At 67.2% G+C, this 26,973-nt stretch carries 17 protein-coding genes; 8 read left to right on the top strand and 9 right to left on the bottom strand.

Annotation, left to right across the window (positions count from 1 at the left end; translation table 11 throughout):
• Positions 1–2: 2 nt before the first annotated feature.
• From J2X67_RS10440 to J2X67_RS10410, 7 genes are all read right to left on the bottom strand, one after another.
• Positions 3–1,685: an FxLYD domain-containing protein gene (locus tag J2X67_RS10440; protein WP_309952804.1), complete on the bottom strand. Its 1,683-nt coding sequence runs from the start codon at positions 1,683–1,685 to the stop codon at positions 3–5.
• Positions 1,682–4,282: a DUF5682 family protein gene (locus J2X67_RS10435; protein ID WP_309952802.1), complete on the bottom strand. Its 2,601-nt coding sequence runs from the start codon at positions 4,280–4,282 to the stop codon at positions 1,682–1,684. Before J2X67_RS10435 ends, J2X67_RS10440 begins: the two co-directional genes overlap by 4 nt.
• On the bottom strand, positions 4,240–5,361 hold the full coding sequence (locus J2X67_RS10430) for an AAA family ATPase (protein WP_309952801.1): 1,122 nt from the start codon (positions 5,359–5,361) through the stop codon (positions 4,240–4,242). Before J2X67_RS10430 ends, J2X67_RS10435 begins: the two co-directional genes overlap by 43 nt.
• Positions 5,362–5,404: 43 nt before the next feature.
• Positions 5,405–9,232, bottom strand: coding sequence for a DUF4132 domain-containing protein (locus J2X67_RS10425; protein ID WP_309952799.1), 3,828 nt, complete (start codon positions 9,230–9,232; stop codon positions 5,405–5,407).
• Between the two features lie 93 nt (positions 9,233–9,325).
• A complete protein-coding gene (locus tag J2X67_RS10420) occupies positions 9,326–11,395 on the bottom strand; it encodes an SWIM zinc finger family protein (RefSeq protein WP_309952797.1) in 2,070 nt (689 codons plus the stop codon).
• Complete coding sequence (locus J2X67_RS10415; protein WP_309952795.1) at positions 11,395–12,522, bottom strand: VWA domain-containing protein; 1,128 nt, start codon at positions 12,520–12,522, stop codon at positions 11,395–11,397. The genes J2X67_RS10420 and J2X67_RS10415 overlap by 1 nt, the downstream gene beginning before the upstream one ends.
• Positions 12,523–12,730: 208 nt before the next feature.
• The gene (locus J2X67_RS10410) at positions 12,731–13,111 is read right to left on the bottom strand and encodes a helicase SNF2 (protein ID WP_309952794.1); all 381 of its coding nucleotides are present in this window, start codon (positions 13,109–13,111) and stop codon (positions 12,731–12,733) included.
• A 366-nt stretch (positions 13,112–13,477) separates the two neighbouring features.
• Between J2X67_RS10410 and J2X67_RS10405 the strand changes: the two genes are divergently transcribed.
• Entirely contained in the window at positions 13,478–14,191 is a 714-nt protein-coding gene (locus J2X67_RS10405; RefSeq protein ID WP_309952792.1) for a YebC/PmpR family DNA-binding transcriptional regulator, read from the top strand.
• Here J2X67_RS10405 and J2X67_RS10400 read toward each other — a convergent pair.
• A complete protein-coding gene (locus J2X67_RS10400; protein WP_309952791.1) occupies positions 14,188–16,209 on the bottom strand; it encodes a sensor histidine kinase in 2,022 nt (673 codons plus the stop codon). The genes J2X67_RS10405 and J2X67_RS10400 overlap by 4 nt on opposite strands.
• A 251-nt stretch (positions 16,210–16,460) precedes the next feature.
• Between J2X67_RS10400 and J2X67_RS10395 the strand changes: the two genes are divergently transcribed.
• The 5 genes from J2X67_RS10395 (at position 16,461) to J2X67_RS10375 (ending at position 21,714) form a co-directional block, all read left to right on the top strand.
• Positions 16,461–16,976, top strand: a complete 516-nt coding sequence (locus J2X67_RS10395; protein WP_309952790.1) for a spore coat protein U domain-containing protein — start codon at positions 16,461–16,463, stop codon at positions 16,974–16,976.
• Between the two features lie 10 nt (positions 16,977–16,986).
• Entirely contained in the window at positions 16,987–17,715 is a 729-nt protein-coding gene (locus J2X67_RS10390) for a molecular chaperone (RefSeq protein WP_309952788.1), read from the top strand.
• 70 nt (positions 17,716–17,785) lie between these two features.
• Positions 17,786–20,074 carry a fimbria/pilus outer membrane usher protein gene (locus J2X67_RS10385; RefSeq protein WP_309952786.1) on the top strand — a complete coding sequence of 763 codons (2,289 nt, stop codon included), beginning with the start codon at positions 17,786–17,788 and terminating at the stop codon, positions 20,072–20,074.
• Complete coding sequence (locus J2X67_RS10380; protein WP_309952783.1) at positions 20,071–21,078, top strand: spore coat U domain-containing protein; 1,008 nt, start codon at positions 20,071–20,073, stop codon at positions 21,076–21,078. The genes J2X67_RS10385 and J2X67_RS10380 overlap by 4 nt, the downstream gene beginning before the upstream one ends.
• 165 nt (positions 21,079–21,243) lie before the next feature.
• Positions 21,244–21,714 (top strand): hypothetical protein, encoded by a 471-nt coding sequence (locus J2X67_RS10375; protein ID WP_309952781.1) that lies wholly within the window; start codon positions 21,244–21,246, stop codon positions 21,712–21,714.
• Between the two features lie 73 nt (positions 21,715–21,787).
• Here J2X67_RS10375 and ssb read toward each other — a convergent pair whose 3' ends face one another.
• A complete protein-coding gene (gene ssb, locus J2X67_RS10370; protein WP_157611664.1) occupies positions 21,788–22,345 on the bottom strand; it encodes a single-stranded DNA-binding protein in 558 nt (185 codons plus the stop codon).
• Between the two features lie 107 nt (positions 22,346–22,452).
• Between ssb and J2X67_RS10365 the strand changes: the two genes are divergently transcribed.
• Together J2X67_RS10365 and uvrA are read left to right on the top strand one after the other, a co-directional pair.
• Entirely contained in the window at positions 22,453–23,835 is a 1,383-nt protein-coding gene (locus tag J2X67_RS10365; protein ID WP_309952779.1) for a chloride channel protein, read from the top strand.
• A gap of 18 nt (positions 23,836–23,853) precedes the next feature.
• Positions 23,854–26,934 carry an excinuclease ABC subunit UvrA gene (uvrA, locus tag J2X67_RS10360; protein WP_309952777.1) on the top strand — a complete coding sequence of 1,027 codons (3,081 nt, stop codon included), beginning with the start codon at positions 23,854–23,856 and terminating at the stop codon, positions 26,932–26,934.
• Positions 26,935–26,973 lie beyond the last annotated feature (39 nt).

Raw genomic sequence — 26,973 nt, 5'->3', positions numbered from 1 at the left:
GGCTATTCGGTTTGGTATAGCGTCGAAACGCTCGCAAAATCCCGCCCGTTCTGCTCCACGTCCACCTGGAACGGCACGCTCTCGCCCGGCGCGATGGCCGGCAGGTTCTGCACCTGCCTGAAGCCGGTGAGTTGCCCGTTCCGGTCGCGCAGGCTCACCCACACGCGCACCTTGCCGACCACGTTGTTGCCCGGGTTCTTTACCGTGCCCGTGACTTCCACGCTCTTGTAGGTGAAGCGCTGGCTGAAGTTGAGCAGCACGCTACCCGTCTCGGCCTTGGTGCCTGTTACCTGCACCTCGAGCGGTGCGCGCGGTCCGGGCAGCGTGGCGCGGCGCATCGGCTTCCACTCGACACGGGTCTGGGTGATGCGCTCCACGGCATTCGGCTCCAGCAATATCGGAAACCGCTCCCCCGGGTAAACGTAGGCGAGCCCGGCGATGGCGGTGGTGCCATCGGCCTTGCTGCCGCCGAAGCGCGAGATCACGCCGCCCGGCGCCACCACCACCGCGTCGGCGCTGCGGTTCACCAGTTCGGTCAGGAACAGGGGGCGCTGGATGTTGCTGCGCCCTGCAACCAGCGGCAGCAGTTCCAGCTGGCTCACATCGAAGCGCTCGCTGTCCTCGGCCAGCAGGTCCTCGGTGCTCAGGCGCAGCTCGGGGTTGAAGCTTTCCGGCGCCCCCGCGGCGCGCACCACCCGCTCGGCATTGAGCACCGCGGTGCGGGAGCCGCCAGCATCGACAGTGCTGTAGCCGATGCGGTAGTCCCAGGCAGCAATGGCCGCCGCACGGCCGAAGCGGGCAATGCTCAGGTCCACCGAGGTCTGCGCCCCGGGCTTGAGCTCGTTCGCTTGCGCATAGCCGTGGCCGAAGCCGATCACCTGCCCTGCATCGTCGTACAGCGTGGCCAGCACGTCGATGCCGGAGAGCACGGCCGCGTCCTTGCGCGCGTTGGCGATGCGGCCCACCAGCCGAACCCGATCGGCCTGTTGCACCAGCCGCACGCGGGCAAAGGTCAGGCGCTCGCCTTGCACGGCCTTGTAGGGCTCGGCCAGCTTCTGCACGCCCAGTTCCTGCCGCGTGACGTTCTTGCCGCTCGGCATGTCGATGAGGACCGGTGCCCTCTCGCCCGGCTCCAGCACCGAAATCGGCAGCGTCTCGGTGCGCTCTTCAAGGCGGTTGTCGCCGTCGTAGTACACGGCCTTGATGCCCGCGCGTGCGAGCGGCTTGCCGGTGTCGTTGCGGGCCATCACCAGCAACTTGGGCACGGCCGAGCTGCCGCCGCCCACCAGCACCTGGCGCGGTTCGCCGAGCTTCAGCCCGTCTGCCGGAATGGTGCGGTCGACCGGCGGCGCAACCACTGGCCGCGAGGCGGACGTGTTCGTCGATGGCCGCGACCCGGCTACCAGCCCGATTGCGGCGCCGACCAGCAGCACACCCGCCACAACGGCCATTCCGATGCCTGCGTTGCGCAGCAGTGCCTTCCGCCGCTGCGCCTCGTCGGCCGCGAGGCGGCGGCCCGCCTCGTTCTTGACCTGTTCGAGCACACGATCGAGCCGATCGGAAACGTTGTCCTCCACCAGCGTCACCGAGCCGCAGTGCTGGCAGGCGTACTGGTTCAGGCCGGTGCGCTTGAGGGCGCTGCTGCCGCATTCGCCGCACTTGAGCGTCTGGAGATCGATGGTCATGACGCGCTTTCGATGTTGTTCTTCTTGTGCTCGGGAGTTGCCAGCCACGCGGCGAGGCCGTCGCGGCGCATGCACTCGGCCAGAGCGAGCTGCAACTGTGCGCCTTCGTGCAGGTCTTGCTCGGTGGTTTCGTAGTGCATCTGGTAAAGCGCCTGGCCTTCTGTTTCGCCCATACCGTGCAGCGCGGCAACGCGGCCGGCCAGGTCCGACGTCTCTTGCGGCTTGAGTCGCGTAAAGGCCTGCCGCAGATCGGGCAGATGCGCCACGAAGGCCTCGGCGTCCCAGCCCTGCACCAGGCCGTCGAGGCCTTCGAGCAGCGCGGGCAGGCGCAGCAGCAGTTCAGGCGCCGCAGCCATCACCCCGTTGAGAAAACGTACCGCCTCGCGCGGCTCTGCGCCCGCGCCGAAGCGTTGCCGCACCACGGTGTCGAGCGCGTTCTCGTCCCAGTGTCCATCGAGGTACAGCAGGGCCGAAGCAGCGCCGGCCACGGCGGGCGCGACCGACGCCCCGGTCGCAAATCGTTCGAGCTGCGCACGCAGCAGGTCGAGGTCGATGGCACCGTCGCCGGTGTCGCCCAGTTCGCCTTGCAGCGAGGCCAGCAGACGCCCAAGCTCGCGCAGCGAAAGCAGTTGCTTCACCGCGCCCGCCTCGCCCTCTTCAGGGCACCCGCCCACATCGGGCAGCAGGAACAGCGCCGCCGGCCACACGCGCTCCAGCAGGCTTCGCAGCTGCGGATGCTGCTGCACGCCCAGCGGCTCCCGAGCACGCCATAGCGTGACGAGCCGATGCCCGCATTCGACCACCGAGCCGAGAGAGGCATCTTCGTCGAGGTGCGTGGAAAGCATCGAGAGCAGCTGGGGCAGGCGCGACTGCAGCCCGACCAGGCATGCGCGCATCAACAGCGCCACGGCCGCGCTGGCGCTGCGTCCGCGGCCCTCATCGGAAAGCGCGGCCTCTTCCTTGCGCAGCTTGGCCATGCACACGGCCTCCACGCTTGCGCCTTCGGCTGCCAGTTCGATGAGCCGCGCCTCCACCAGCGGCGACCAGGCGGCACGCCACTCTTCGAACAGCAGGTGCAAGCGGCTATTGCCAAGAAAGTCCGGCCCCGCGAGCCAGGTGCCGAGCCCCGCGTCGAGGTACGCCATGGCATGGAAGAAGCGGCTGCGCTCGCGATGCGACGGCTTGCGATAGAGATCCAGCCGTGCCACACGGGCGGTGCTGTCGTCCAGCCGCACGCCGGCCTGGCGAGCGAGCCTGCGCGCGTCTTCGATCAGCGGCGGAGAGCCCGCCGAAGGCGGCACGTCGCCGATGCGCGTGCCGCTCAAAAAGTTGCGCAGGTCGGCGGTAAAGCCGCGCGTGCCTTCGTCGATGGCGCCTTTGATGAAGCAGGAGCGGATTGCATCGAGCAGGTCTTGCCGGCCCGGACCGGCGTTGCCGCGCAGCGTCGCGAGGCGCATGGCCTGCGCGGCGGCGGCCTGCACCAAGGCGGTGGACACCGCATCGGCATCGTCCTGCGCGCGGGTCTGGCGCGCAAAGCGGGTAAGGCTGTCGAGCGCCACCGCGGTGAAGGGGTCGGCCTCGCCGGCCCCCAGGCGCTCCCACACCTGCTGGTAGTAGCCGGGCGACGGCATGCCCGAGGCATAGCCGTTGAGCGCGTCGAGCCGCTCGAAGCTGTAGCGGATCAGCCATGCATTGTCCGGTGCGTCCTTGCCGGCGGGCGCCTTCGAGGGCTTGGCCTTCTGCCACGCGTTGACCAGCTCGAGCGTGTGAAAGCCGCCGGTGACGACCACGATCGGTCCTTCGACCTCGTTGCGCCAGCGGCGAATGTGCGCCGCCATGTGGCGCTCCCGCGGCAAGCTCAGCTCGGCCTCGAGCACCTCGGGCTCGTAGTCGAGCCGCGCCATGGCGCACCAGCTGAACACGTCCGAGAAGAAAGCGCGCCAGTGGCTGAGAGCGGCCGACGTGCGCAGTTCGAACAACCGGTCCCACAGCTCCTGATGGTCGACGCAGCCAAGCTGGGCGGCCATCGCGTTCAGGTAGCGGCTGTGCGCAAAATGGCGCTCTTCCATCAGGCTGCGCGCTGCGTCGCGTGCATCGCCTTCGTCCGAATCGCCTTCGTCGCGATGCCAGGCCTTGTCGCTCCAGGGAAGATCGATCAGCCCCAGGCGCGCGCCGAGCGCCGCGCCTTCACGCACCGCAATCCACTCGGGGCTGTAGTCGCAGAACGGAAAGAAAGACGCGCGCGATTCGGTGCGCGTCTTGTCTTCCGAGTCGGGGTCGTCGACAGGCACCTGCCGGGTGCTCTGGCACAGCCATGCAACGGGAGCGGTGGTTTGCGCATGTTGCAGCAGAGGCAGCAGCGCGTTCAGGTCGTCCGGTCCTTCGACCAGCACGGCTGCCGGTTTGATCTCGCGCAGCAGCGCCCTCAGTGCAAATGCGCAGGCCGGGCTGTGGTGCCTCACGGGCACGAAGAACACGCCCTCGCCATCCTCGCCGAACAACCGCGCACGCGCGGCCTCCAGCGCCGCAGGCAGAACGCTGCCAGTGTCCGCAGCTACTGCCACAGCGCGCGCGCCGCGTCGTGAAAGGTCTTCCATTGCGCATCGCGCTTGCCGCGTTCGCGCACCACGGTGTCGAAGTAATGGCGCACGCGCTTCACATCGTCGGTGCTGTCCTTCAGAACCACGCCTTGCAGCTGGCCTGCGATCTCGCGCGCTGTGAGCTGGCCGCCGTTGAAATGGCGCGCCTGCAGGGCCGCCGCATAAGCAACGTTCACGGCCTCGGCGGTGGACATCACGGCATCGAGACCCTTGATGGCGGTGCCATCCTGCGTCTGGCCTGCGCGCAGTTCCTGGAAGGTGGTAACCAGCAGCGCCACCACGTCGCGTGGCACATCGACCGGCGACTCACCGCCGCTGTCGAGCTCGCGCTTCAGCTGCGCCATCACCAGTTCGACCTCGAACGAATGGTCCCGGATGGGCTTGACCGTTTCAAAGTTGAACCGGCGCTTCAATGCGGACGACATCTCGTGCACGCCGCGGTCGCGCAGGTTGGCGGTGGCAATGATGTTGAAGCCGCGCTGCGCATAGAGCCGGGCATCGTCGCCCAGCTCTGGAATCATGAGCTGCTTGTCGCTCATGAGCGAAATCAGCACGTCCTGTATCTCGGGCGGGCAGCGCGTGATTTCCTCGAAGCGCACCAGCTTGCCCGCACGCATCGCCTGGTAGAGCGGAGAAGGCACCAGCGCGCGCTGGCTCGGCCCCTCGGCCAGCAGTAGCGCGTAGTTCCAGCTGTACTTGATATGGTCTTCGGTGGTGCCGGCCGTGCCCTGCACCGTAAGCCCCGAATCGCCGCTGATGGCAGCCGCCAGCAACTCCGAGAGCAGCGACTTCGCGGTGCCCGGCTCGCCCACGAGCATCAGGCCCTGATGGCCCATGAGCGTGACGATGGCACGGTCGACCAGCGGATCGTCGCCGTAGAACTTGCGGCTCACCTGCAGCTTCTCGTCGCCGAGGATGAAGCGCCGCACCGCGCGCGGCGAGAGCTTCCATCCGGTGGGCCGCGCATCGGTGTCGGCCGCATGCAGGCGCGCGAGCTCGTCCGCATAGCGCGCCTCGGGTGCAAGGCGCACGGCCTGGGTGGCGGGAGAAGAAGGCGGTGTTGTGCCGGTGCTCATGATGGTGTTGCTGCTGGTTTTGCTGTGTGTAGGCGCGGCGGGCTTACCACGGCATCTTCTTTTCCCAGCCTGCGTCGAACCCGGCGCAGGCCTGGGCAATGGCCAGGTAGTCGGCATAGGCCTCTGCCAGGAGCACCGGCGGCACGCTCGACAGCGGCAGCGCCCGGTCGCTGTAGCCTCTGGTCTTCATGTCCTCGAAGCCCAGTGTCTTGAGCGCCGCGGGCACGTTCTCTTCCGGCAATGTGTTGCCCGAAAACTCGATGGCCACGCGCACGCCGGCCGACGAAAACTCCTTGGTGTACTGGTAGAAAAAGCCCCCGTCCTCGGCTTGCGCGCGCTGGTAGCCGAGCTTGGCAAAGCTGCCGCGCAGCGTGAAGGTGTCACTGACCCAGCCCAGCCGGTCGTTGATTTCACTCACCGGCTGGCCCTTGTCGTCGGTAAACGCAACCGCTGGCGGCTTGCGCGTCATCTGCGCGAAGAGGGGCACCAACTTGTAGTCCTTGAAGTGCTTGTTCCACGCGGCGGCCGTGCCTTCGTCGACCAGCGAGGCGTGGCCCAGGCGCAGCTGGCTGTCGGCCGCAAGCTCGACCTCGTCGTCCTGCGTGTCGATCAGGCTACCGTCCTCGGTGGGGCGGAAGCTGCCGCGCACCGCGCCTTCCGCGTCCAGTTCGAGCCACACGAGCCGCTGTATCAGCCGCCCGGCAATCGGGTGCCGGTGCAGGTATTCGCGCCACTCGGCCTGCGGCCAGACACGGCCGGTGCACATGGCTTCGAACAGGCGCGCGGTCTGCAGGTCGATGACCTGCTTGAGCTCTTTCTTGCTGGTCGAGAACTGGGCCTTCGCATCCTTGATGAGCGCGGGGTCGTCGTTCTGGCGCGGCTCGGGCAGGGCCTTGACGATCTTGCCCTCGGGGTTGCGCAGCTCGGGCTTCATCGCGGCATCGAGCACCACGGTGAAGATGCGGTCGCCATAGGCAAGTTCGAGCTTGCCTGTGTCGTCCAGGCCCGCGGTGGGAATGGTGCGGTCGGCGAGTTGGTCCTGCGTCCAGCCGTTGCGGTCGGCAATCTGCTGCACCAGCGCGCGCGCCTTCTCCTGCACAGAGGCGGTGCGGTAGCGGCGCGATATGCCCAGCAGCAGCTGGATCACGACCGGGTCGTTGCCCGGAGCCACGCCTTCGAGCATGGCCTCGATCTGCGAGCGGCGCTGGTAATGGTCGCGCATGTACTGCTGCAGCAGCGTGACGACCTCGTGCCCCGGCGTGTGGGCCGTCAGCGCCAGAATGCCTTTTTCGCCGATCGCGCTGCCGAGGTATTCGCTCATCTTTTCGCGCTTGCACTCCTCGAAGACCTGCTCCTGCGTCTTCTGGAAGTCGGCTTCGTAGTACTGCTTGTGCTCGGCCTTCGCGTTCTGGTAGCGCTGCTGGTTGCCCTGGTAGCGCTGCGGCGCATGGGCGTTGGCGTGCGCAATGCCTTCGTCGAGCGTGGGGTGGCGCGTGTCCTGCGCGATGAACTGGCGCAGCACCAGGCTGCCGACGGCCTGGCGGCTGGCTGCGTCGAGCAGGCCGAGGTAACGCGTGAGCAGTGCGTTGCCGCCCGGCTCCTTGAGCTTGCAGGCGAGCACCACCCACCAGCGCACGATCTCCGGTTCTACCGCGCTGCCGTCCAGCCATTTGCAGGCGGGCAGCGCGTCGAGAGAGAACCACGCAAGGCCCGCCGGGGGCCTGGCCTTCAGGCCTTTCTTCGCCTCGGCCAGAAGAATGGCCGGCGCAAGGCGCGCGGAGATGTCGTCGCCCAGCGCCTCGAGCGCGGTGAGGTAGGCCGCGCGCACGGTCTCGCGGGTTTCCTTCTCGAGCGCCTTGGTAATGGCGGGCACGGCATCGGCGTACTTGAGCTCGGCCAGCCAGTTGGCGGCCTCGATGCGCACCTCGCTCTTGGTGGAGCCGAGCGACTCGACCACGCGCCGGCCGATGTCGGGCAGCATCGACAGCGCCTTCTGCGCGGCTGCACGGTGCGTCTTGCCTTCGCCGAGCGCCAGTTCCATCACGCGCGGCAGCCAGCGTGCCTGCACGGTCGGGAACACGGCCAGCGTGCGCAGCGTGGCGTTCAGGTCGAGCTGGGTCTGGCGGCCCTCGCGCTTTGGCGGCGCAATGAGGCCCAGGCCTTCGTCGATGTATTCGGGGTGTTCCGCGAAGAAGGGCCACACGCGGTCGGCCGGCAGCACCTCGACCGCTGTGGCCTGGTTCCAGTACTGGTAGAGCGCGGTGTGCGCCACGTCGTCGATGGGCATGCCGGAGCGCTTGAGCAACTCGGCCAGCGCGCGCAGGTCGACCGATCCCACGGGCTGGCGGCCGAGCCACTTGTGAAAGCCGTCGTCGAACCAGAAGCTGGTCCAGTGGCGCGACACTGCCAACCAGCGGATCAGGTGCGGCATGCCGAACCCGGGCATTGCCTGCAGGCGATTGCCGAAACCCACGACCTGTTGCAACTGGCCGTTCTTCACGCGGTTCTGGTCGTTCTTGCTGCCCTGCCCGTTGAGCACACGCACGGCCACGCGCATGTCCTCGTCGGTGAGCTTCTTGTGGGCGGCGTAGTTGTCCTGGCGCCACTTGTACCTGTAGGTTTGCTTGGCGGCCTTGTTCTCCTCAATCTCGGCCTCGGCCGCGATGCGGTTCTTCTCGAGCAGCTCGATGCGGTTGGCAATGAGCAGTTGCACCGCGTCTTCGCCGAGCGGAATGTCCTCGAAGGGCTGCCAGGCCGGCGGCTCGGGCAATTCGAGCTCGCCCGCGTCGCCCGCGGCGTCGAGCCGCGACATGGCCGAGCGGATGGCCTGCTGCACGGCCTTGCTGGTCTCGGTGCCGGCCGCTGCGCCGAGCAGCGCCCGGGCGGCGTCGCCCGGCAGGCGCGCAAGCAGTTCGGCGGCCTGCGTGCGCTGGGTGGTGTCGCCGTCTTTCAGCAGTTGCCCCAGGAGTTCGAGCCGCTGCGCCTCGGCAATGCCCTCCAGGTGCGGCGTCGCCTCGGCACGCACCGTCTTGCTGCCGTCGATGGCCAGGCGCAGGAACAGCGGCGCAAAGTCGTTCAAAAGCGCCTTGTCCTTGCCGATGCGCCTGGCCAGCAGAACGCGGCCCGCGGCCGACAGCTTTGCGGGCAACGCCTCGGTGGCATCGCGCTGGCTGCGCATGTAGTCGGCCACGGCAGGGGCATCGACCAGGCCGTCGAGCCGGTCGTGATACCAGCTGTCCAGGCCCTTGCGCTCGAAGACCTCTTGCAGGGCGATGTGCGGATCGAGCCCTTCGTGCGCGAGCAAGGCTGCAATGAGATGAACATTCCACGCGGGCCGGTGCTTGGCAAGATCACGGTCGGCGGCGTTGCTGGAGCTGCTCTTGTTGAAGCTCGCGAACACCGCGTCGTTGACGAGGTACTGGAGCCAGTCGGGCACCGGCGCGCCGGGATGTTCGAGCGACTGGCCGCCGTCGGCCGCCGCAAGCAGCTTGCCAAGCCGCACCAGCACATCGAGCGGCGGCGCACCGGCATCTACGCCGGCGTAGAAGCGGCCGCGCTGCTCCAGGCTCTGGTTGCCGATTTTCTCCAGCGCCTTGTTCTGGTAGTTGCTGAAACCCCAACGCAGGCGCCCGGGAGCGCCGAGCAGTTGCCCGGGCTCGAAGGACTTGGCCGCCTGCAGGTCGAGCAGCACAGTTTCCTGCGTGCCGTCGACCAGGAACGCGGCCGCTTTTTGAGGCAGCTCCTTGCCTGCCTTTTCGAGCGGCTCGAAGGCCTGCTTCAACAGCTGCGCCTGCTCGCGCGTCAAGCCGTTGGCGGCTGCGGTGCCGGCGCTGCCCGTGACGGCGCCCAAGATCTTGTCCAGAAATCCCATGCGTTCTCCTCGTTCTCCTGGGGCCGATTTTGGCAGTTGGACATGACGCTTCGGCCAGTTCGCGGCCTGCAGAAACAACCGAAGCCAAAGGTTCTAAGCCGGTTGCGCTTTCCTTTGCTCCGGCAATCCGTCGAGTTCGCCAAGCAACTGGCACAGAAAGCCCAGCCTCAGCAACGGCACCGCGGCCGGCGCAGCAAGGTGCGTGCGCAGCGCACTCGACAGCACCTCCAAACCGACAGAGCCCGCGCGGTCGAGTGCATCGTGCAGGCGCTGCCGCTGTGCCGCGGTCAATGCCATGCGCCCGGTGGCGGCTTGCGTCTCGGCCACTTCAGCCACGGGCGCGAGCAGGCGTGCCGCCAGCGTGGGAGCACCCACGGGCGCCGCCTGCCGCTGCTGCTGCCGTGCCTCGAGCATGCGCAGGATGCGGTTGGCGAGCGACGTGGTGCGCGCGGGCTCGTCGGCAAAGTCGAGCGACACCGCTTGCAGCACCTTCTTCGCATTGCTGCTCAGCACGGCGATGGGCATGAGTTCGGTGCTCGCGGCGGAGCGCTCGATGCGCACCAGCACCGCATGCACCGGCGCGCGGCGCGCGGCAAGGCGGTCGAGGTTGTCGACGCGCTGCCGGTGCTCCGGGCCAACGGGAATGCCAAGCCGCAGCCATTGGCCCGCGTCGTCCTGCACCAGCCAGTCGAGGCGCTGCAGTGCTTCGTCGAGCACCGGCGGGCGCGTATCGGAAGGCCGCAGCAGCACTGCATCGAAAGGCTCGGCCACAAGGCCGGTGGCGCCGCGCAGGCGCTCGCCGAGTTCGGACCAGTTGCCGCAGCCGATCGACTTCAGGCGCGGGTCGTCGGCCGCCCACGCAGGCAGGGGCTGCGCACGGGTGGCGCCGCCGAGCGCCAGCCGGCCGTCTTCGGCAAGGCGGGGTTGTTCGAGGCGCAGGGCGGCCTCGCACACGCGCTGCGCGGCGCCCGCGCCGGACCACAGCGCGTTGGCGGACCATGCACCGCTGCGTGTGAAGGCGGTGTCGCTTCCGTCGGGCCGTGCGAGCGAGGCCTGCAGCACCCGCGCACCCGCCAAGTCCCAGAAAGCCACGGTGAGCCCGCGCGCGCCGCCGCGCGTCTGCCACCAGTGCGCCCCGAGCGGCAGCAGATCGAGGGCAGCCGATTCGTCGAAGTCGCGCTTGAGCCGGCCGCGCAGTGCCACGGCAAGTTCGCCCTCGGCCCGCGCGAGCGCGGCGCACAGCGCATGGATGCGCGCCATGAGCGCGAAGGCGTCGCGCTCTTCGGCGCGGTGGTCGCGCCGCACCAGCAGGTCGACGGTGCCGCCAAGGTTGCGCAGCAATGCGGCCAGGCGCGGCAAGCCCTCGCCGCGTGCGGACATGTTGAGTGCCAGGAGGCGCGCCGACGTCAACTCGCTCACATGAGAGAGGCCGCCTGTCAGCAACTCTTCCAGCATCGACTCCACCTGCAGCAGGAACGCGCGCTCGCGCTCGCCGAGGCGCGCGGTGTCTTCAACCGGCGCGGGCCGCGCGCTCTCAGGCCATGCAAAGGGCTGCCCGTGCGCGCTGCGCAGGGCGGCAATGGCGATCAGGTGCACCGCCTTGCGCTCTGCGGCAAGCACCTCGGACACCATGCCCGCATAGCCCGCGCCCGCCACCCAGCGGCACGAGGCGCCGAGCTCGGTCAAGTCCATGACGAGCGCGCCGCCCTGCACCCGCCATTCGACGACGCTGCTGGCAGCGGAAGCGGCGCGGCGCACGGCAGCCACGCCCGCGGCCTTGAAAAGTGCCGCGGCATCGAGCGCGAGGATTTCCGCGAGCGGGTCGGCAGCGGGCGGTGCCTTTGTTTCTTCCTGATCGCCTGAAGGTGCGCCGGCCGCACTGCCCGACACGGCCGGCTCCAGCGCACGCAGCCACAGCGCCGCGCCAAGTATGTGCTTGCAGATGCCCGGTGCCGGGCAGTCGCAGCGCGCCTGCTGCGGGCCGCGTGCATCGAGCTGCACGCGCTGGCCGTCGGCCGCGACCACGCCGCCCTCGGCGCCCTGCTCCGCCCACGCAATCTTGCCCGCCTCCACATCCTTTGCGGCGCGCCGGAGCAAACCCGGATTGGCAAGGGTGGCCAGGGTGTCGTCGTCGTAGGCGCGGTAGCCGTCGTACCAGGCCATCAGTTCATCACTTCCGCGAGCCACTGCGCAAAATGCGTGGGCGTGAGGGCCGCCACGTGCATGCCCTTGTCGGCCAGGCGCTGCGCCATTTGCCGGTCGTACACGGGGTTGGCCGATTCGTCGAGCGCGGCCAGCCCGAGCAGCTTGACGCGCGCCTGTGCCATGCGTTGCACCGCAGCCAGGAGCGGCCCGGGCGCGGCGCCTTCCATGAAGTCGCTGATGAGCGCGAACACCGTGCGCTGCGGGTTGCCCACCAGCGACTCGCAATACGCCACCGCACGGCCGATATCCGTGCCGCCGCCGAGCTGCACCGTGAGCAGCACCTCGACCGGGTCGTGCGCGAGGTGCGTGAGATCGACCACGCTGGTGTCGAACACCACCAGCTTCACGCGCACTGCGGGCAGCGAGCTCATGATGCCGGCGATGACGGCGCTGTAGATCACCGAATCCATCATCGAGCCGCTCTGGTCGACGCAAAGCACCACGTCCCAGGGCAGGTTGCGCTTTACGCGCGCGTTGAAGCGCGGATGCTCGATGACGAGTTGCTTGCGCTCCACGTCGTAGTGCTTGAGGTTGGCCGCGATGGTGGCGCGCGCATCGAAGTTCTGCGCGCTCTTGATGTGCGAGCGCCGCATGCGGTTGCGCCGGCCGACGAGCGCGTTGACAAAGTCGTTCCTGAGCTTGCGCGTGATCTCGTCGACGGTTTTCTGGATCACCTCGCGCACCGCGTCGCGCATCTGGCCCGAGAGCCGGCCGCGCATGCCGAGCAGCGCCTTGGCGAGGCCCGGCGTGGCGTCGAGCGAGCGCAGCACCGCCGGGTCGGAGAGCAGATCGGTCAGCTGGTAGCGGTCGATCGCCTGCGTCTGCATGCGCTCGAACACCTCTTGCGGAAAGAGACTTCGCGAGCGGCTGAGCCAGTCGACCGCGCGCAACTGGCTCGGGTCGAGCGAACCCGGCCCGCCGCTCGGCCGGGCCAGGCCGCGGCCTTCGTATTCACGGCCGTACAGATATTCGAGCGCCTGGTCGAGCTTCCAGTCACCCGCCGAGAACTGCGTCTGCGACAAGGGTTGCGCCGCATAGCGGCCGAGGATCAGGCGCCAGCGGCGCAGGGTTTCTTCGGACGACATGCGCAACGCGTTCGCAAGGACAGGTGGAAGGAACAGTCGGGGGAAGAGATGGGCGCCGGCAGCTTATCAGACGGCTGCGCGTGACATGCTCGCGCCCTCCCCGTCTCTTCTTCATGACCGAGCTTCATCCGTCCGCTGCACCAAGACGAAAAGAAAAGCCGGCCACGCTTTCGCATGGCCGGCTTCTGGAGCGGATGCTCGCCGAGGATTACAGCGGCAGCGAGTCGCCACGGGCCGCAGCGCGGGCTGCGGCACGCACCGTGGCGCGGTCCACCGTGCTGGCGACGATGGGAGCTACGCCGGCGGAAGCGCCTTCAGCATAGGGATCGGCGCTGCGGGCAGCTGCAACGGCGTCGGCACGCACTGCTTCGCGGCTGGCCGACGAAACGAACACTTGGGCCGGGCCTGCGTTGGCACCGGTGGCATAGGGGTTGGCGCTGTGCGCGGCAACCACGGCCTGGCTGGCAACTTCGGCGCGGCTGGCGGCCGAGGTCAGTTGATGCACGCCTTCATAGGTTTCGGCGTGGGCGGCACCGGCAACGGCCATGAGGGCAACAGCGACGGCGGAGAGGATCTTCGAGGCGTTCATTTTGATTTCCTTCAATTCAGTTCAGTTTTGACTTTGGATGATTTCGAACCGGTCTTGGGTGGGTCACCGTCCCTTCGGGGGGCGGCCACCTCGCTCGGGGCCCTGTTCACCCAGATCGGCTTGGTGGCCGGTCTGTGAGATGAATTGTGCGCCGTTCTCTAAGTAAAAACCCTCATCAAAAGGAACCTCGGCGTTCACAGAACGGAAACAATGGCAGTGGCCGGAGGAAGAAAACCTGAGCTACCTGGATGAAACTCGCCACCTGCGGGCTCCGGCTAAAGTAGTCGCCCCAAACCGGCTGTCCGGCTTCTCGGCCCAGCGCCAGGCAGGGCACCGCCGTATACACAACACACAGGAACATCAGCCATGGGCGCACAGTGGAAAGCAAAGCACAAGGATCTGGCCGCCAATGCCAAGGGCCGCCTGTTCGGCAAGCTGGCCAAGGAAATCATGATTGCCGCACGCAGCGGCGCCGATCCGGCCTCGAACGCACGGCTGCGGCTGGTGGTGGAGCAGGCCCGCAAGGTTTCGATGCCCAAGGACACGCTGGACCGTGCCATCAAGAAGGGTGCCGGGCTCACGGGCGAGGCGGTGAACTTCGAGCACGTGATCTACGAGGGCTTTGCGCCGCACCAGGTGCCCGTGATGGTCGAATGCCTGACGGACAACGTGAACCGCACCGCGCCTGAAATGCGCGTGCTGTTCCGCAAGGGCCAACTGGGCACCTCGGGCTCGGTGTCGTGGGACTTCGACCACGTCGGCATGATCGAAGCCGAGCCTTCGCGGCCAGACGCCGACGCCGAAACGGCCGCCATCGAAGCAGGCGCGCAAGACTTCGAGCCGGCCGGCGAAAACGGCGCCACGGTGTTTCTGACGGACCCGACCGACCTGGACCTGGTGAGCCGCGCGCTGCCGGCCCAGGGTTTTGCCGTGCTGTCGGCCAAGCTGGGCTACAAGCCCAAGAACCCGGTCGATCCCGCCAGTCTGAGCGCGGAACACCTGGAAGAGGTCGAAGTATTCCTGGCGGCCATCGATGCCAACGACGACGTGCAGAACGTTTTTGTGGGCCTTGCGGGCTAAGCCACAGCCGGGCCTGGATTTGCCCGGCCCGCCCGCTCGCCGCGCGCGAGCGGCAGCCACAGCGTAAAAAGCGTGCCCTCGGGCCCCGAGCGCCACGAGACCCTGCCCCCCACCAATTGCGCACGGCGCTGCTGGTTCTGCATGCCGCGCCCCTTGGCGTCGTTCATTGCCTTTTCCACCTGAAAACCCTGGCCGTTGTCTTCGATGGTCACTTGCACGCCTGAAGCATCGGCCGCGGTCGCCACGCGAATCTCGCTTGCGCGGGTATGGCGCAATATGTTGGCGATGCTCTCCTGGACGATGCGCAATATATGGAGCGCACTGGTCGGGTCGAGCCAGTCCAGCGCGGGAAGCTCCTGCACGTTCCACCGCAGCGCAACGCCCGAACTCTCGAGCCGCGGGCCCAGCCGGTAGCGCAGCGTGGCCAGCAGCAGGAGCAGGTCGTCTTCGAGCGGCTCCATCGAGTCGATGGTCAGCTTCAGGTCGTCCAGGCAGCTCTTGAGCAATTGCGACACCTTGTCGTCGCTCATGCCGCCACTTTCCACCGAGTGAATGGCGCTGATCAGCGACGAACCCAGCCCGTCATGCATGTCCTGCATCAGGCGCTGGCGCTCGTCGCTGATGGTTTGCAGCTTTTCCACCTCGCGCAGCCGCTGGTGGCTGAACTCGAGCTCGGCTTCGCGCGCACGCAGGCGCTCGGCCAGGCCGGCGTTGACCCGCTCCACTTCGGCAATGGCATTGACGTAGCGCCGGTACATCAGCACCCCGAAAACGCTGAACGTGACTGCGTTGGTGTACGCGCCGAGGTACCAGCCCTCGGGGCTGACGAAGTTGTTCTGCAGCAGCCAGTCGGACACCCCCAGCAGCACGCACACGCCAATGCCCGCTGCCACCAGCCGCCCTTCGCTGGAACGGCGCCATGCGCTGACGCCGCCCACCAGCGCAACGGCCACGCCCATCAAGGCGGCGCCGATGTAGATCAAGGGCGTGACCTGCGGGGTGTTTCTCAGGATGGCCGGCCCCGGCAGCGTCAACACGCCGATCAGCACAGTCCAGGCCACCACCCCGAAGGTCAGCCACCTGAGCGGCCGGCCATGCAGCTGGCGCAGCGCAAAGTGCACCACCGCGACCAGCCAGAACAGGGAGTTGACCGTGAGCCAGGCAAACCAGTCGTTGGCAACCGGAACGCTCACATAGAAGTGGAGGCCCCGCAGGAAAGATGTGGTCGCGAGGTTGAAGAAAAGCAGGTAGCCGGTTTCATGGCTGCGCTTGAACCACACGAACAGGGCGAACACGCCCACGGCCATGAAGGCAGCGCTGAGCATGGCCGGCAGGTCCTGCTGGAGCCACTGGCGCATCCGGTGCCGCACTTCCAGCGCCTCCACAGGGCCGAGCCAGAGCGACGAAACCGCCACCTGCACGCTTCGCTTGTGTTCGATCCGGAGCAGGATCTCGTCCGGCGGCGCGCCCTCGGGCGTCTTGCCCAGCAACACCCACAACGGCGTGCGGGTGCTGTTCCACAGCAGGCCTTGTACTTGTGCCTGGTAGGCCAGCCGGCCATTGACGTACACCGCAATCGGGCCGTCCGTCTTGATTCGCGCGCCATACAGAGCAAGCGGCGCCGGGGTGGCAGGCAGGTCGCGTGCCGAAAGCCGCAGCCATGCAATGCGGGTTGCAGCCGCCGAAGCGCTGCCATCGGCCTGGCTCAGCAATGCGACGGGCAAGGCCAGGGGCAGTTCGACGGGTTGCCAGGCGGGCGGCAGGGCCTTGCTGTCTACGGCAAGCGGTAGCCGGCGAAAAGCCGTGGCATTGGTGTCTTCTTCCTGCCAGTCGGCGCGCGTCATGTGCAAAACGGCCGATTCGTGCTCGATGCCGGCCGCGCTGAAGTACGCCGCCATGATCACCAGCAGCGCCAGGGAGACGACCAGCACCGCGTTCGCCCAGAAGGAAGCGAAGCGGTATCTGGAAAAGCGTTCGAGGAGCCGAGCACGCAGCCAGGGCAGAAATGCGGAGCTCATTGGCGCACCGGCGTGTCCTCAAAGTCGTATTGGCAACATTTTGTCCGCGTTTAGGACCGTTGTTTACGTTTTTGGGAGCAACGCCCGCCCGGCGATGGCGATCGAGATGTAACAACAATTGTTAAAAACTTCGGCCGCATTGCAACTAAATGTGCAATTCTGTGAACTATTCTACTATTCATCCGCGACAATAGCCGGCACCATCCGCACCCGTTCTCCCGTCGTTTTCTTAACAACTGTTGGCATCTCTCATGAAAAAACCTTCTCTTCTCCTCGCTTCCATCCTCGCAATCACGGCTACCAGCGCTGCGATGGCTGCAACGTCCTCGTCTACCTTCCAAGTCCTGATCACGGTCGCCAAGGCCTGCTCGGTCACGGCAGGCAACGCCTCCAACATCGATTTCGGCACGGTCAACTCGTCGGCCACCGGCCTGGTTGCCTCCAGCAACATCAGCGTTACATGTTCCAAGACGACGCCCTACAACGTGGGCCTGACGCCTTCGAACACCAACACCTCGGGCGCCGGTGTAATGAAGTCGTCGTCCGCGCCGGCCACCAATACGGACACCGTTGCCTACCAGCTGCGCTCGGTGAGCGGCACGGGCCCGGTCTGGGGCAGCACCGCCACCCCCACCGCAGTGGGCAACGGCGTGGCCGGCACCGGCACCGGCGCGGCGCAGTCGATCCCCGTGTTTGCCACGGTCGCCAACGCCAACGTGACGCCTGATTCCTACTCCGACACCGTGACCGTCACGGTCAACTACTGATCGACTCCCCGTGCACCACTTGCTCCGCTACACCGCCGCCCTCGCGCTCGCCTTGGCGCACGCGTTCGCCTCGGCGAGCGGGCTGCAGGTTTCACCGGTCACGCTGACGCTCCAGGCCACGCAGAACGCGGATGGCCTGTGGCTCAGCAACACCGGCGACACAGTGGTGCACGCCCAGGTACGTGTCTATCAGTGGACGCAGGAGAACGGCGCCGAAAAGCTCACACCTTCGCGTGAACTTCTTGTAAGTCCGCCGATGGTGCAGCTTGACGCGTCCGCGCGGCAACTGATTCGCGTCATCCGCACCGGCGCCACTGCCGGTACGGTCGAAGGCTCGTACCGGGTCATCATCGATGAGCTGCCGGTCGAGATGAAGGAAAAGAAGGGCCTGCAGCTGGTGCTGCGCTATTCGGTGCCCATCTTCATCGCGGCCGCGGGCGCGCAGTCGCCCGCACCCCAGCTCACATGGTCCCTTCGCAGGGAAGACGGCCAGGCCGTGCTCGAAGTCGCCAACAACGGCGGCATGCACGCGCAGCTGGCAGACCTGGATTTTGTCGACACCGTCGGCCGCCGCACACCCGTGCATGCCGGACTGATGGGCTATGTCTTGCCCGGCGCACGGATGCGCTGGCCACTGAAGACATCCACAGAAACATTCGCCCTCGGGGGCGTTCTGGAAACGAAGATCAATGGCAACGCGACGCAGGAAAACATCCCGCCGCTCCCACGCGTCCGCTAAGCGCCTGCTGCCACTGTTGCTTCTTTCCGGTCTGGCGTCCTTGGCCGCTCAGGCGCAGAACGTTGCAGCCGTGTCCAGCTCGCTGGTGGCCGCGTCTGCGGAAGAAAACCTCGCCGGCACCGGCGGCACCGACCTTTACCTGGAGCTCAGCCTCAACGGCAACCCCCAGGGCCTGGTGCACTTCGGCCTGCGCGGCAAAGAGCTCTGGGCCAGCGCCGCCACATTGCGGCAGCTGGGCTTCGTGCTGCCGGCCGGCACGGCCGATCCCGTTCAGATCAAGAGCCTTCCGGGCGTGCAGGTCGAATACGACGCGGCAACCCAGCGCGTCTCGATCATGGCTGCCGCCGACGTGCTGCGCCTGCCCACGACCGTGGTCGACACCTCGACGATCACCGCGCAAAGCGCCAGCTCCTCGACCGGCCTGCTGCTCAACTACGACCTCTACGGCACGCAGGGCCGCGGCAATACGTCCAGCTTCAATGCGTTGACCGAACTGCGCGCCTTCAGCGGCAGCGCGGTGCTCAGCAACACGATGATGTCGCGCACCTCCCGCCTCGGCGACGAAGGCTGGAAGCACGACTCCGTGCGGCTCGACACCACCTGGAGCAAGTCGTTCCCCGACGACATGCTCACGCTTCGCGTGGGCGACACCACCACCGCCTCGCTGCCGTGGTCGCGCTCCACACGCATCGGCGGCGTGCAGCTGTCGCGCAACTTTGCGCTGCAGCCCTATCGCACCACCACCCCGCTGCCGGCATTCCTGGGCTCGGCCACGCTGCCCTCGCAGGTGGAGCTCTACATCAATGGCCTGCGCCAGTACTCGGGCCAGGTGCCGGCCGGGCCTTTCCAGCTCAAGACGGTGCCAAGCATCAATGGCGCCGGCAACGCGCAGGTGGTGCTCACCGACGCCTTCGGCCGCGCCACCACGCTGGATTTTTCGCTCTACGACACCCAGCGGCTGCTGCAGGAGGGCCTGTCCGACTGGTCGGTCGACCTGGGCATGGTGCGCAAGAGCTACGGCCTGCGCTCCTTCGACTACGGCAACGATGCCGCCGCATCGGGCACCTGGCGCTACGGCGTGAGCAACAGCTTCACGCTGGAGACGCATGGCGAGGCGACGCGGGGCCTGGTCAAGGGCGGCATCGGCGGTGCCTGGCTGCTCGGCCAGAGCGGCGTGGTCTCGGGCGCCGTGGCGCGCAGCACCTACGGCGGCGAGCAGGGCTCGCTGGTCAACCTGGGCTACAGCTGGCGCGACAACCAATTCAACTTTGCCGTCGAAGGCACCCGCACGCGCGGCGAATACCGCGACGTTGCCTCGCTGTACGGCGGGCCGCCGCCGCGCGGCTCGGGCCGGGCCTCGATCGGCTACAGCACGGGCAGCTTCGGCAGTTTCGGCCTCAGCTACCTTTACCTGCGCTATCCCGCTCAGCAGCCCACGCGCCTGGCAAGCCTGTACTGGTTCAGGGGCGTGGGCCGCAATGCCTCGGTGAACGTCAGCCTCAACCAGAACCTGGACGACCGCCGAGAGCGCAGCCTGTTCGTCGGCTTTACCTGGGCGCTGGACGGCAACATCACGGCCAGTGCGGGACTCCAGCGCGAGCGCGACCACACCATCTACAGCGCCGACGCGCAGAGCTCGACCCCCGGCGAAGGCGGCTTCGGCTGGCGCGCGGGCCTGCGCCAGGGCGGCGGCCAGAACGGCGGCCAGGCCGAGATCGACTACCTGGGCCGCTACGGCCGCGCCATGGCCGGCATCAGCGTGCTGGGCGACAGCCGCTACGCCTACGCAGGGGCCACGGGTTCCGTCGTGTTCATGGGCGGCCAGACCTTTGCGGCGCGCCGCATCGACGACGCCTTCGCGGTGGTCTCTACCGACGGCATCGCCGGCGTGCCGGTGCGGCTGGAGAACCGGGACATCGGCATCACCAACGGCAATGGCATGCTGCTGGTGGCACCGCTCAGCGCCTACCAGAACAACCAGCTGTCCATCGACCCGATGCAGTTGCCGGCCGACGTGCGAATCGAGCGCGTCAAGACTGTTGCCACGCCGAGCGACCGCGCAGGCACGCTGGTGCGCTTCGGCATTACGCCCATCAGCGCGGCCGCGCTCATTTTGGTGGACGACGAAGGCAAGCCGCTGCCGCTGGGCAGCCGTGTGCGCGCCAACGCGCAAGGCAGCGAACCCGCCCTGGTGGGCTTCGACGGCGCGGTGTACCTCGAGTCGCTGCAGCCCCGCAACACCCTCGAGGTACAGACGCCCGCCGGCCGCTGCCGCGCGAGCTTCGACTATCGCAAGGACGGCGCCGGAATTCCGCAGATCGGGCCGCTGCGCTGCGCCAAGGAAACCAAGACGCCATGAGCTCTCTGACCCGCTCCTTGAAGGCCCTCGGCCTGCCCCTGCTCTTCGCGCTCCTGTGGTGGCTGCCCGCAGGCAGCGCCCAGGCGGCGGTCACTTGCAACGCGAACATGTCGAACGTTGCTTTCGGCACGGTCGAACTTGTCGACGGGACTGCGCCGCCGTCGGCCAACGCAACACTGAGCTACACCTGCGACAACACCGGCAACAGCACCGAGTTCGTCAGGGTCTGCTTCAACATCGGCGACGGCGACGAAGGCCTGACGAACTTCAATCCACGCGTCATGAAGAGCGGTACAAACAGCTTGAAATTCCAGCTCTACCAATCCACGAGCGGCACCATCTGGGGCTCGAACGGCAACGCAGCGGTGCCCAACCCCTTCGTCGCCACCCTGAGCATTGCCCGCCGGTCGAGCACTTCGGGGAGCGCCACCATGCGCGGGGAGCTGCTTCCCCTGCAGAGCACGGTGCCTCCCGGTGCCTACCAGGACAACTTCGGCGGTATTCACACCTCGATCACGCTGTCGTCGAGCACCACGGCCACACCGGCAACTTGCAACACCTCGATGGCGGACAACTTTTCCTTCTCGGTCACTGCAAACGTCTCCAAGAGCTGCCTGGTGACGGCCGATCCGCTGAACTTCGGCACAGTCAACGGCCTGCCGGGCCAAGCCGACCGGGACCAGACGAGCACGATCAGCGTTACCTGCACCACGCCTACCGCATACACGGTAGCGCTGACCCCGTCGAACGGCTCGACGGCGGGCGTCGGCAGCATGGCGCCGACAGGCGGCGTACCCGGCAACACGGACACGGTGCCATACCGCCTCTATCGCAATGCCGCCCGCACCACCGTCTGGGGCAGCGTCACCGGGACCAATACAGTTGCGGGCACCGGCAACGGCCTGGCCCAGGCGCTCACCCTGTACGGCCGCGTTCTGGGCGCCAGCGCCAACGTGCGTCCGGACGACTACCGCGACGTCGTCACAGTCGCCGTAACCTACTGAACTCCGCCGGCAAGCAAGCCGGCCCGGAAAAACCTGCTAGCCAATAGCAGGTTATGGGTAAAGAATGCCGCGCACGGCCTTCATTTTCCCGAGACTCTGCCGATAAACCTGGACAGGGCATCAATGCGATGCCCTCCACCAGGTGCGACGAGAGGAGGAGTTCCAATGTCCGGAAACATGTCCGCTGCAGGTGCAATTGCCCTGCGCCCGACGCGAGTGGCGCCACCGCTGGCCACCGTCGGCATGCTGCTGTTGCTGCTGCCGCTCCCGCTGCGGCTCAGTTCGGCGGAGCCGACGCATGGCATGAACAGTTCAACGGCCCAGTTCGGCGTGACGATGGTCGTCCTGCCGACCTTCAAGGTGCTCGAGGTCACGCCGGTCAAGGGCGGCCATGAATACCGCGTATGGACCAACATGAAGTCGGTGGTCATCAAGGGCCGCGAGTACCGGTTCGACAAGATCGGCGAAACAAGGCTCATGGTGGCCGGAAACGATGCCGACGGCCGCGACAGCCTCGCATCCGCCTGGCAAGGCGTCATCGGTGCAATGGCGGCGACTTCGGGCTCCGCTCCGTCTCAAGCCACCGCCCCGGCCGGCGACGGAAGCAATGCGATGCGGGTCACGGTGACCTACTGACCGCGCTCCATAAAAAAAAGCCTGCAGCGGTGAACTGCAGGCTTTCGATTCGGCGAATTCCGCGAATCGATTTTCAGAACGGAATATCGTCGTCCATGTCGTCGAAGCCCGACGACGACTTGGCCGGTGCCTGGCGCGGTGCCGCTGCCGGAGCGCGCGGTGCTGCGGCGGGTGCACGGGGGGCATAACCGCCGCCACCGCCGCCGCCACCACCGCCTTGCGAGTAGCCGCCACCGCCGCCGCCCTGCGAATAGCCGCCATCGTCCTCCGGACCGCCAGACGGGCCGCCCTGGCCTTGGCGGCTGCCCAGCATCTGCATCTGGTCGGCGCGGATTTCGGTGGTGTATTTTTCGATGCCGTCCTTGTCGGTCCACTTGCGCGTGCGCAGGCTGCCTTCAACGTACACCTGCGAGCCCTTGCGCAGGTATTGGCCGGCAATTTCGGCCAAGCGGCCGTTGAAAACGATGCGGTGCCACTCGGTGGCTTCGCGCATTTCGCCGCTTTGCTTGTCTTTCCAGCGATCGGTGGTGGCTACGGTGACGTTTGCCACCTGGTCGCCGCTCGGAAAAGTACGCATTTCGGGGTCGCGCCCCAGGTTGCCGACGACGATGACTTTATTGACCGATGCCATATGCACTGCCCCTGATAAGTAGATGAAGGAGAAGGTTGAAAGGAACCCTCGATTGTGCCCCAGGCTGCCGCCGGCATCCCCGTCGGGTGCCAGAATGAGGGTTCGGCATGAATAGAGAACCCGACTTCCTCGAGCACCTGCGCGCCGAATTGCGCGGTGGCCGCATCTGGCTCGACCGCGCCATCGTGCTCGGCTACGCCATTGCGGCCGGGCTCTTCGTGGTGGGCTTCACGGTTGCCAGCGACTGGGTCTTCGGCCAGTTCCACCGCTTCTACCAGGCGTGGCCCTGGGCGGTGCTGCTGACCACGCCGCTCATCACGGCGGCCATCGTGTGGTTCACGCTGCGGTTTTTTCCCGGTGCGGGCGGTTCGGGCATTCCGCAGATCAAGGCCGCGCTGCATCCGGCGCTGCCCGAGGAGCGGCGCTTCGTCTTCGCGTCGCTCCGGCTCACGGTCGCAAAAATCGGGCTGGGCGTTGCGGGTTTCGCGGCCGGGCTGTCGATCGGGCGCGAAGGCCCCTCGGTGCAGGTTGCCGCTGGCGTCATGCAGCACGCGCGGCGCTGGCTGTCGCCCAACACCACCATCGATTCCCGCGCGCTGCTGGTGGCGGGCGGGGCGGCTGGCATTGCCGCGGCCTTCAATGCACCGCTGGCGGGCGTAGTGTTCGCCATCGAAGAACTGTCGGGCCGGCTGGAGGCGCGCTCCAGCGGCCTCATCATCACGGCCATTGTGCTGGCGGGCCTGGTGGCGGTGTCGGCGTTCGGCAATACCAGTTACTTTGGCGTGATCCGCGTGCCGCGGCTGGGCTGGGACGCGCTCGGGCCCGGGCTGCTGGTCGCTCTGCTGAGCGGCGCTGCGGGCGGTCTGTTCGCGCGGCTGCTGATTGCCTCGCTGACCGGCACAGCCGGGCGGCTCAACCGCTGGCGGGCGCGCTTTCCGGTGCGGTTCGCGGCCTGCGGCGGGCTGGCGGTGGCAGTCATCGGGCTGGTGACGGGCGGGGTCACCTTCGGGGCAGGGTCGGAAGCGGTCAAGCAGATGCTGCTGGGCCATGACGAACTGACGCCGCTCTACACCGCGCTCAAGTTCATTGCCACCTGGCTCACCGCCTGGTGCGGCGTGCCCGGCGGCATCTTCGCGCCGTCGCTGTCCATCGGCGCGGGCATTGGCGATGCGGTGGCCGGACTGGCGGGCAATGACCTGGGGCCCGCGCTCATCGCCATGGGCATGGCGGGCTTCCTGGCCGCGGTCACGCAGGCGCCGCTCACGGCGTTCATCATCGTGATGGAAATGGTCGACGGCCATTCGATGGTGCTGAGCCTCATGGCATCGGCCATGCTGGCCAGCCTGGTCTCCCGCATGATCAGCCGGCCGCTCTACGAGACGCTGGCCGAGCACATGGTGGGCCGCGCCATCGGCAGCACCGCGCCGGTGCACCGGGCGGAACCGGAGGCCCCGGCGGAGAAACCGCCACAACCCGCCCCCTCGCCATGAAATTGCGGGCGGACTATCATGCTCGGTTGCCCTCGGACGATCGAACCCTTGAAATCCCCCGCCACTGACAACCCGGAACGCGACGCCTACCTGGGCGCCGTGCTCGCGCAGCAGCGCATCAGCATCCGCGGTGCGCGCACCCACAACCTGAAGAACGTCGACCTCGACATTCCGCGCAACAAGCTGGTGGTGATCACCGGCCTGTCGGGCTCGGGCAAGTCGAGCCTGGCGTTCGACACGCTGTATGCCGAAGGGCAGCGGCGCTACGTGGAAAGCCTGTCGGCCTATGCGCGGCAGTTTCTGCAGCTCATGGACAAGCCCGACGTCGACGTGATCGAGGGCCTTTCGCCCGCCATCAGCATCGAGCAGAAGGCCACCAGCCACAACCCGCGCTCCACCGTGGGCACGGTGACCGAGATCCACGACTACCTGCGCCTGCTCTATGCACGCGCCGGCACGCCCTACTGCCCCGAGCACCACCTGCCGCTGCAGGCGCAAACGGTGTCGCAGATGGTCGACGCCACGCTTGCCATTCCCGATGAGCCGCGCCTGATGATTCTTGCGCCCGTCGCGCGCGAGAAGAAAGGCGAGTTCCTGGAGCTCTTCGCTGAAATGCAGGCGGCTGGCTACGTGCGCTTCCGCGTCGACGGGCAAACCTACGAATACAACGACCTACCCAAGCTCAAGAAAACCGAGAAGCACGACATCGATGTGGTGATCGACCGGCTGCGCGCACGCCCCGACATGCAGCAGCGCCTGGCCGAGAGTTTCGAGGCGGCGCTTCGGCTGGCCGAAGGCCGCGCCATTGCACTGGAGCTGGGCACCGAGGGAGCGTCCGACAAGGAGCACCTGTTCAACGCCAAGTTCGCGTGCCCGATCTGCCACTACTCGCTGTCGGAGCTGGAGCCGCGCCTTTTCTCGTTCAACTCGCCTGTGGGTGCCTGCCCGAGCTGCGACGGCCTCGGCCACCGCGAGGTGTTCGATCCGGCGCGCGTGGTGGCCTTTCCGTCGCTCTCGCTGGCCAGTGGCGCCATCAAGGGCTGGGACCGCCGCAACGGCTACTACTTCAGCATGATCGAGAGCGTCGCCAAGCACTACAAGTTCGACGTCGACGCGCCCTTCGAATCCTTGCCCGCCTCGGTGCAGCAGGTGCTGCTGCACGGCTCGGCGGCCGAGGAGATCAAGTTCAACTACACCATGGAGTCGGGCAACTTCGCGGGCAAGAAGCTCACGAAGAAGCATCCCTTCGAGGGCATCATCCCGAACATGACGCGGCGCTACCGCGAAACCGATTCGGTGATGGTGCGCGAAGACCTTGCGCGTTTTCGCAACCTGCAGCCCTGCCCCGACTGCGGCGGCTCGCGGCTCAGGCCCGAGGCGCGCAACGTGTTCCTGGTGGACGAAGCCAATCGCCCGGCCGACGGCGGCGACCCGCCGCGCATGGCAATCTTCGAACTGAGCCACCTCACGCTGCGCGATTCGCTCGCCTGGTTCCAGAACCTGAAGCTGCGCGGCGCCAAGGCCGACATTGCCGACAAGGTGGTGCGCGAAATCGGCCTGCGCCTGAAGTTCCTGAACGACGTGGGACTGAACTACCTGAGCCTGGACCGCAGCGCCGAGACGCTTTCGGGCGGCGAGGCGCAGCGTATTCGCCTGGCCTCGCAAATCGGCTCCGGCCTCACGGGCGTGATGTACGTGCTCGACGAGCCGAGCATCGGCCTGCACCAGCGCGACAACGACCGCCTTATCGGCACGCTGAAGCACCTGCGCGACATCGGCAACAGCGTGATCGTGGTCGAGCACGACGAGGACATGATCCATGCCGCCGACCACGTGATCGACATGGGCCCCGGCGCGGGCGTGCACGGTGGCCGCGTGATGGCGCAGGGCACCTACGCCGAGGTGTCGGCCAACCCCGATTCGCTCACCGGCCAGTATCTGTCGGGCACGAAGAAGATCGAAGTGCCCAAGCACCGCACCGCCTGGCTGCCGGTCGTGAAGAAGCCGGCCTTCAACGAAGGCAAGAAGGCCTCGCGCTTTCCGCCGAGCCCCGCGGCCGAACGGCGCGCCGCGCGCGAGGCGGCTCACCTTGCTTCACAAACCGACCTGCAGGAAATCCGCGTGGTCGGCGCCACCGGCAACAACCTGAAGAATGTGAGCGTGGCCTTTCCGGTCGGCCTGCTCACCTGCGTTACCGGCGTTTCGGGTTCGGGCAAGTCGACGCTGGTGAACGACACGCTCTACACCGCCGTGGCTCGCACGCTCTACCGCGCGCACGAAGAACCGGCCGCGCACGAATCGGTCGAGGGCATCGAGTATTTCGACAAGGTCATCAACGTCGACCAGAGCCCCATCGGCCGCACCCCGCGCAGCAACCCGGCCACCTACACCGGCCTGTTCACCCCCATTCGCGAGCTGATGGCCGAGACCAACACCGCGCGCGAACGCGGCTACGGCCCGGGGCGCTTCAGCTTCAACGTGGCGGGCGGCCGCTGCGAGGCCTGCCAGGGCGACGGCGTGGTGAAGGTCGAGATGCACTTTCTGCCCGACGTGTACGTGCCCTGCGAGGTGTGCCACGGCCAGCGGTACAACCGCGAGACGCTCGAAGTCCAGTACAAGGGCAAGAACATTGCGCAGATCCTCGAGATGACGGTCGAGGTGGCGCACGAGTTTCTGAAGGCCGTGCCGACCATCGAGCGCAAGCTGCGCACGCTGCTCGACGTGGGCCTTTCGTACATCAAGCTCGGCCAGTCGGCCACCACGCTTTCGGGCGGCGAGGCGCAGCGCGTGAAGCTTGCGCTCGAGCTCAGCAAGCGCGACACCGGCCGCACGCTCTACATCCTCGACGAGCCGACGACAGGCCTCCATTTCGCCGACATCGAACTGCTGCTGAAGGTGCTGCACCAGCTGCGCGACGCGGGCAACACCATCGTCGTGATCGAGCACAACCTGGACGTCATCAAGACGGCCGACTGGCTCATCGACATGGGGCCCGAGGGCGGCGCCGGCGGTGGAACGGTGGTGGGCGAAGGCACGCCGGAAGACATCGCGGCCAATGAGGCGAGCCACACGGGCCGTTACCTCAAGCGCCTGCTGTAGCCGGCAGCAGCGCCGGCTTGCTGCGCGAATGCGCAAGCC

This window comes from Variovorax sp. 3319, from assembly GCF_031456585.1.
In the GTDB taxonomy this organism is placed as follows: domain Bacteria; phylum Pseudomonadota; class Gammaproteobacteria; order Burkholderiales; family Burkholderiaceae_C; genus Variovorax; species Variovorax paradoxus_P.
Note: the sequence above shows the minus strand (reverse complement) of the source record. Positions and strands in the feature narration are given on the sequence as shown.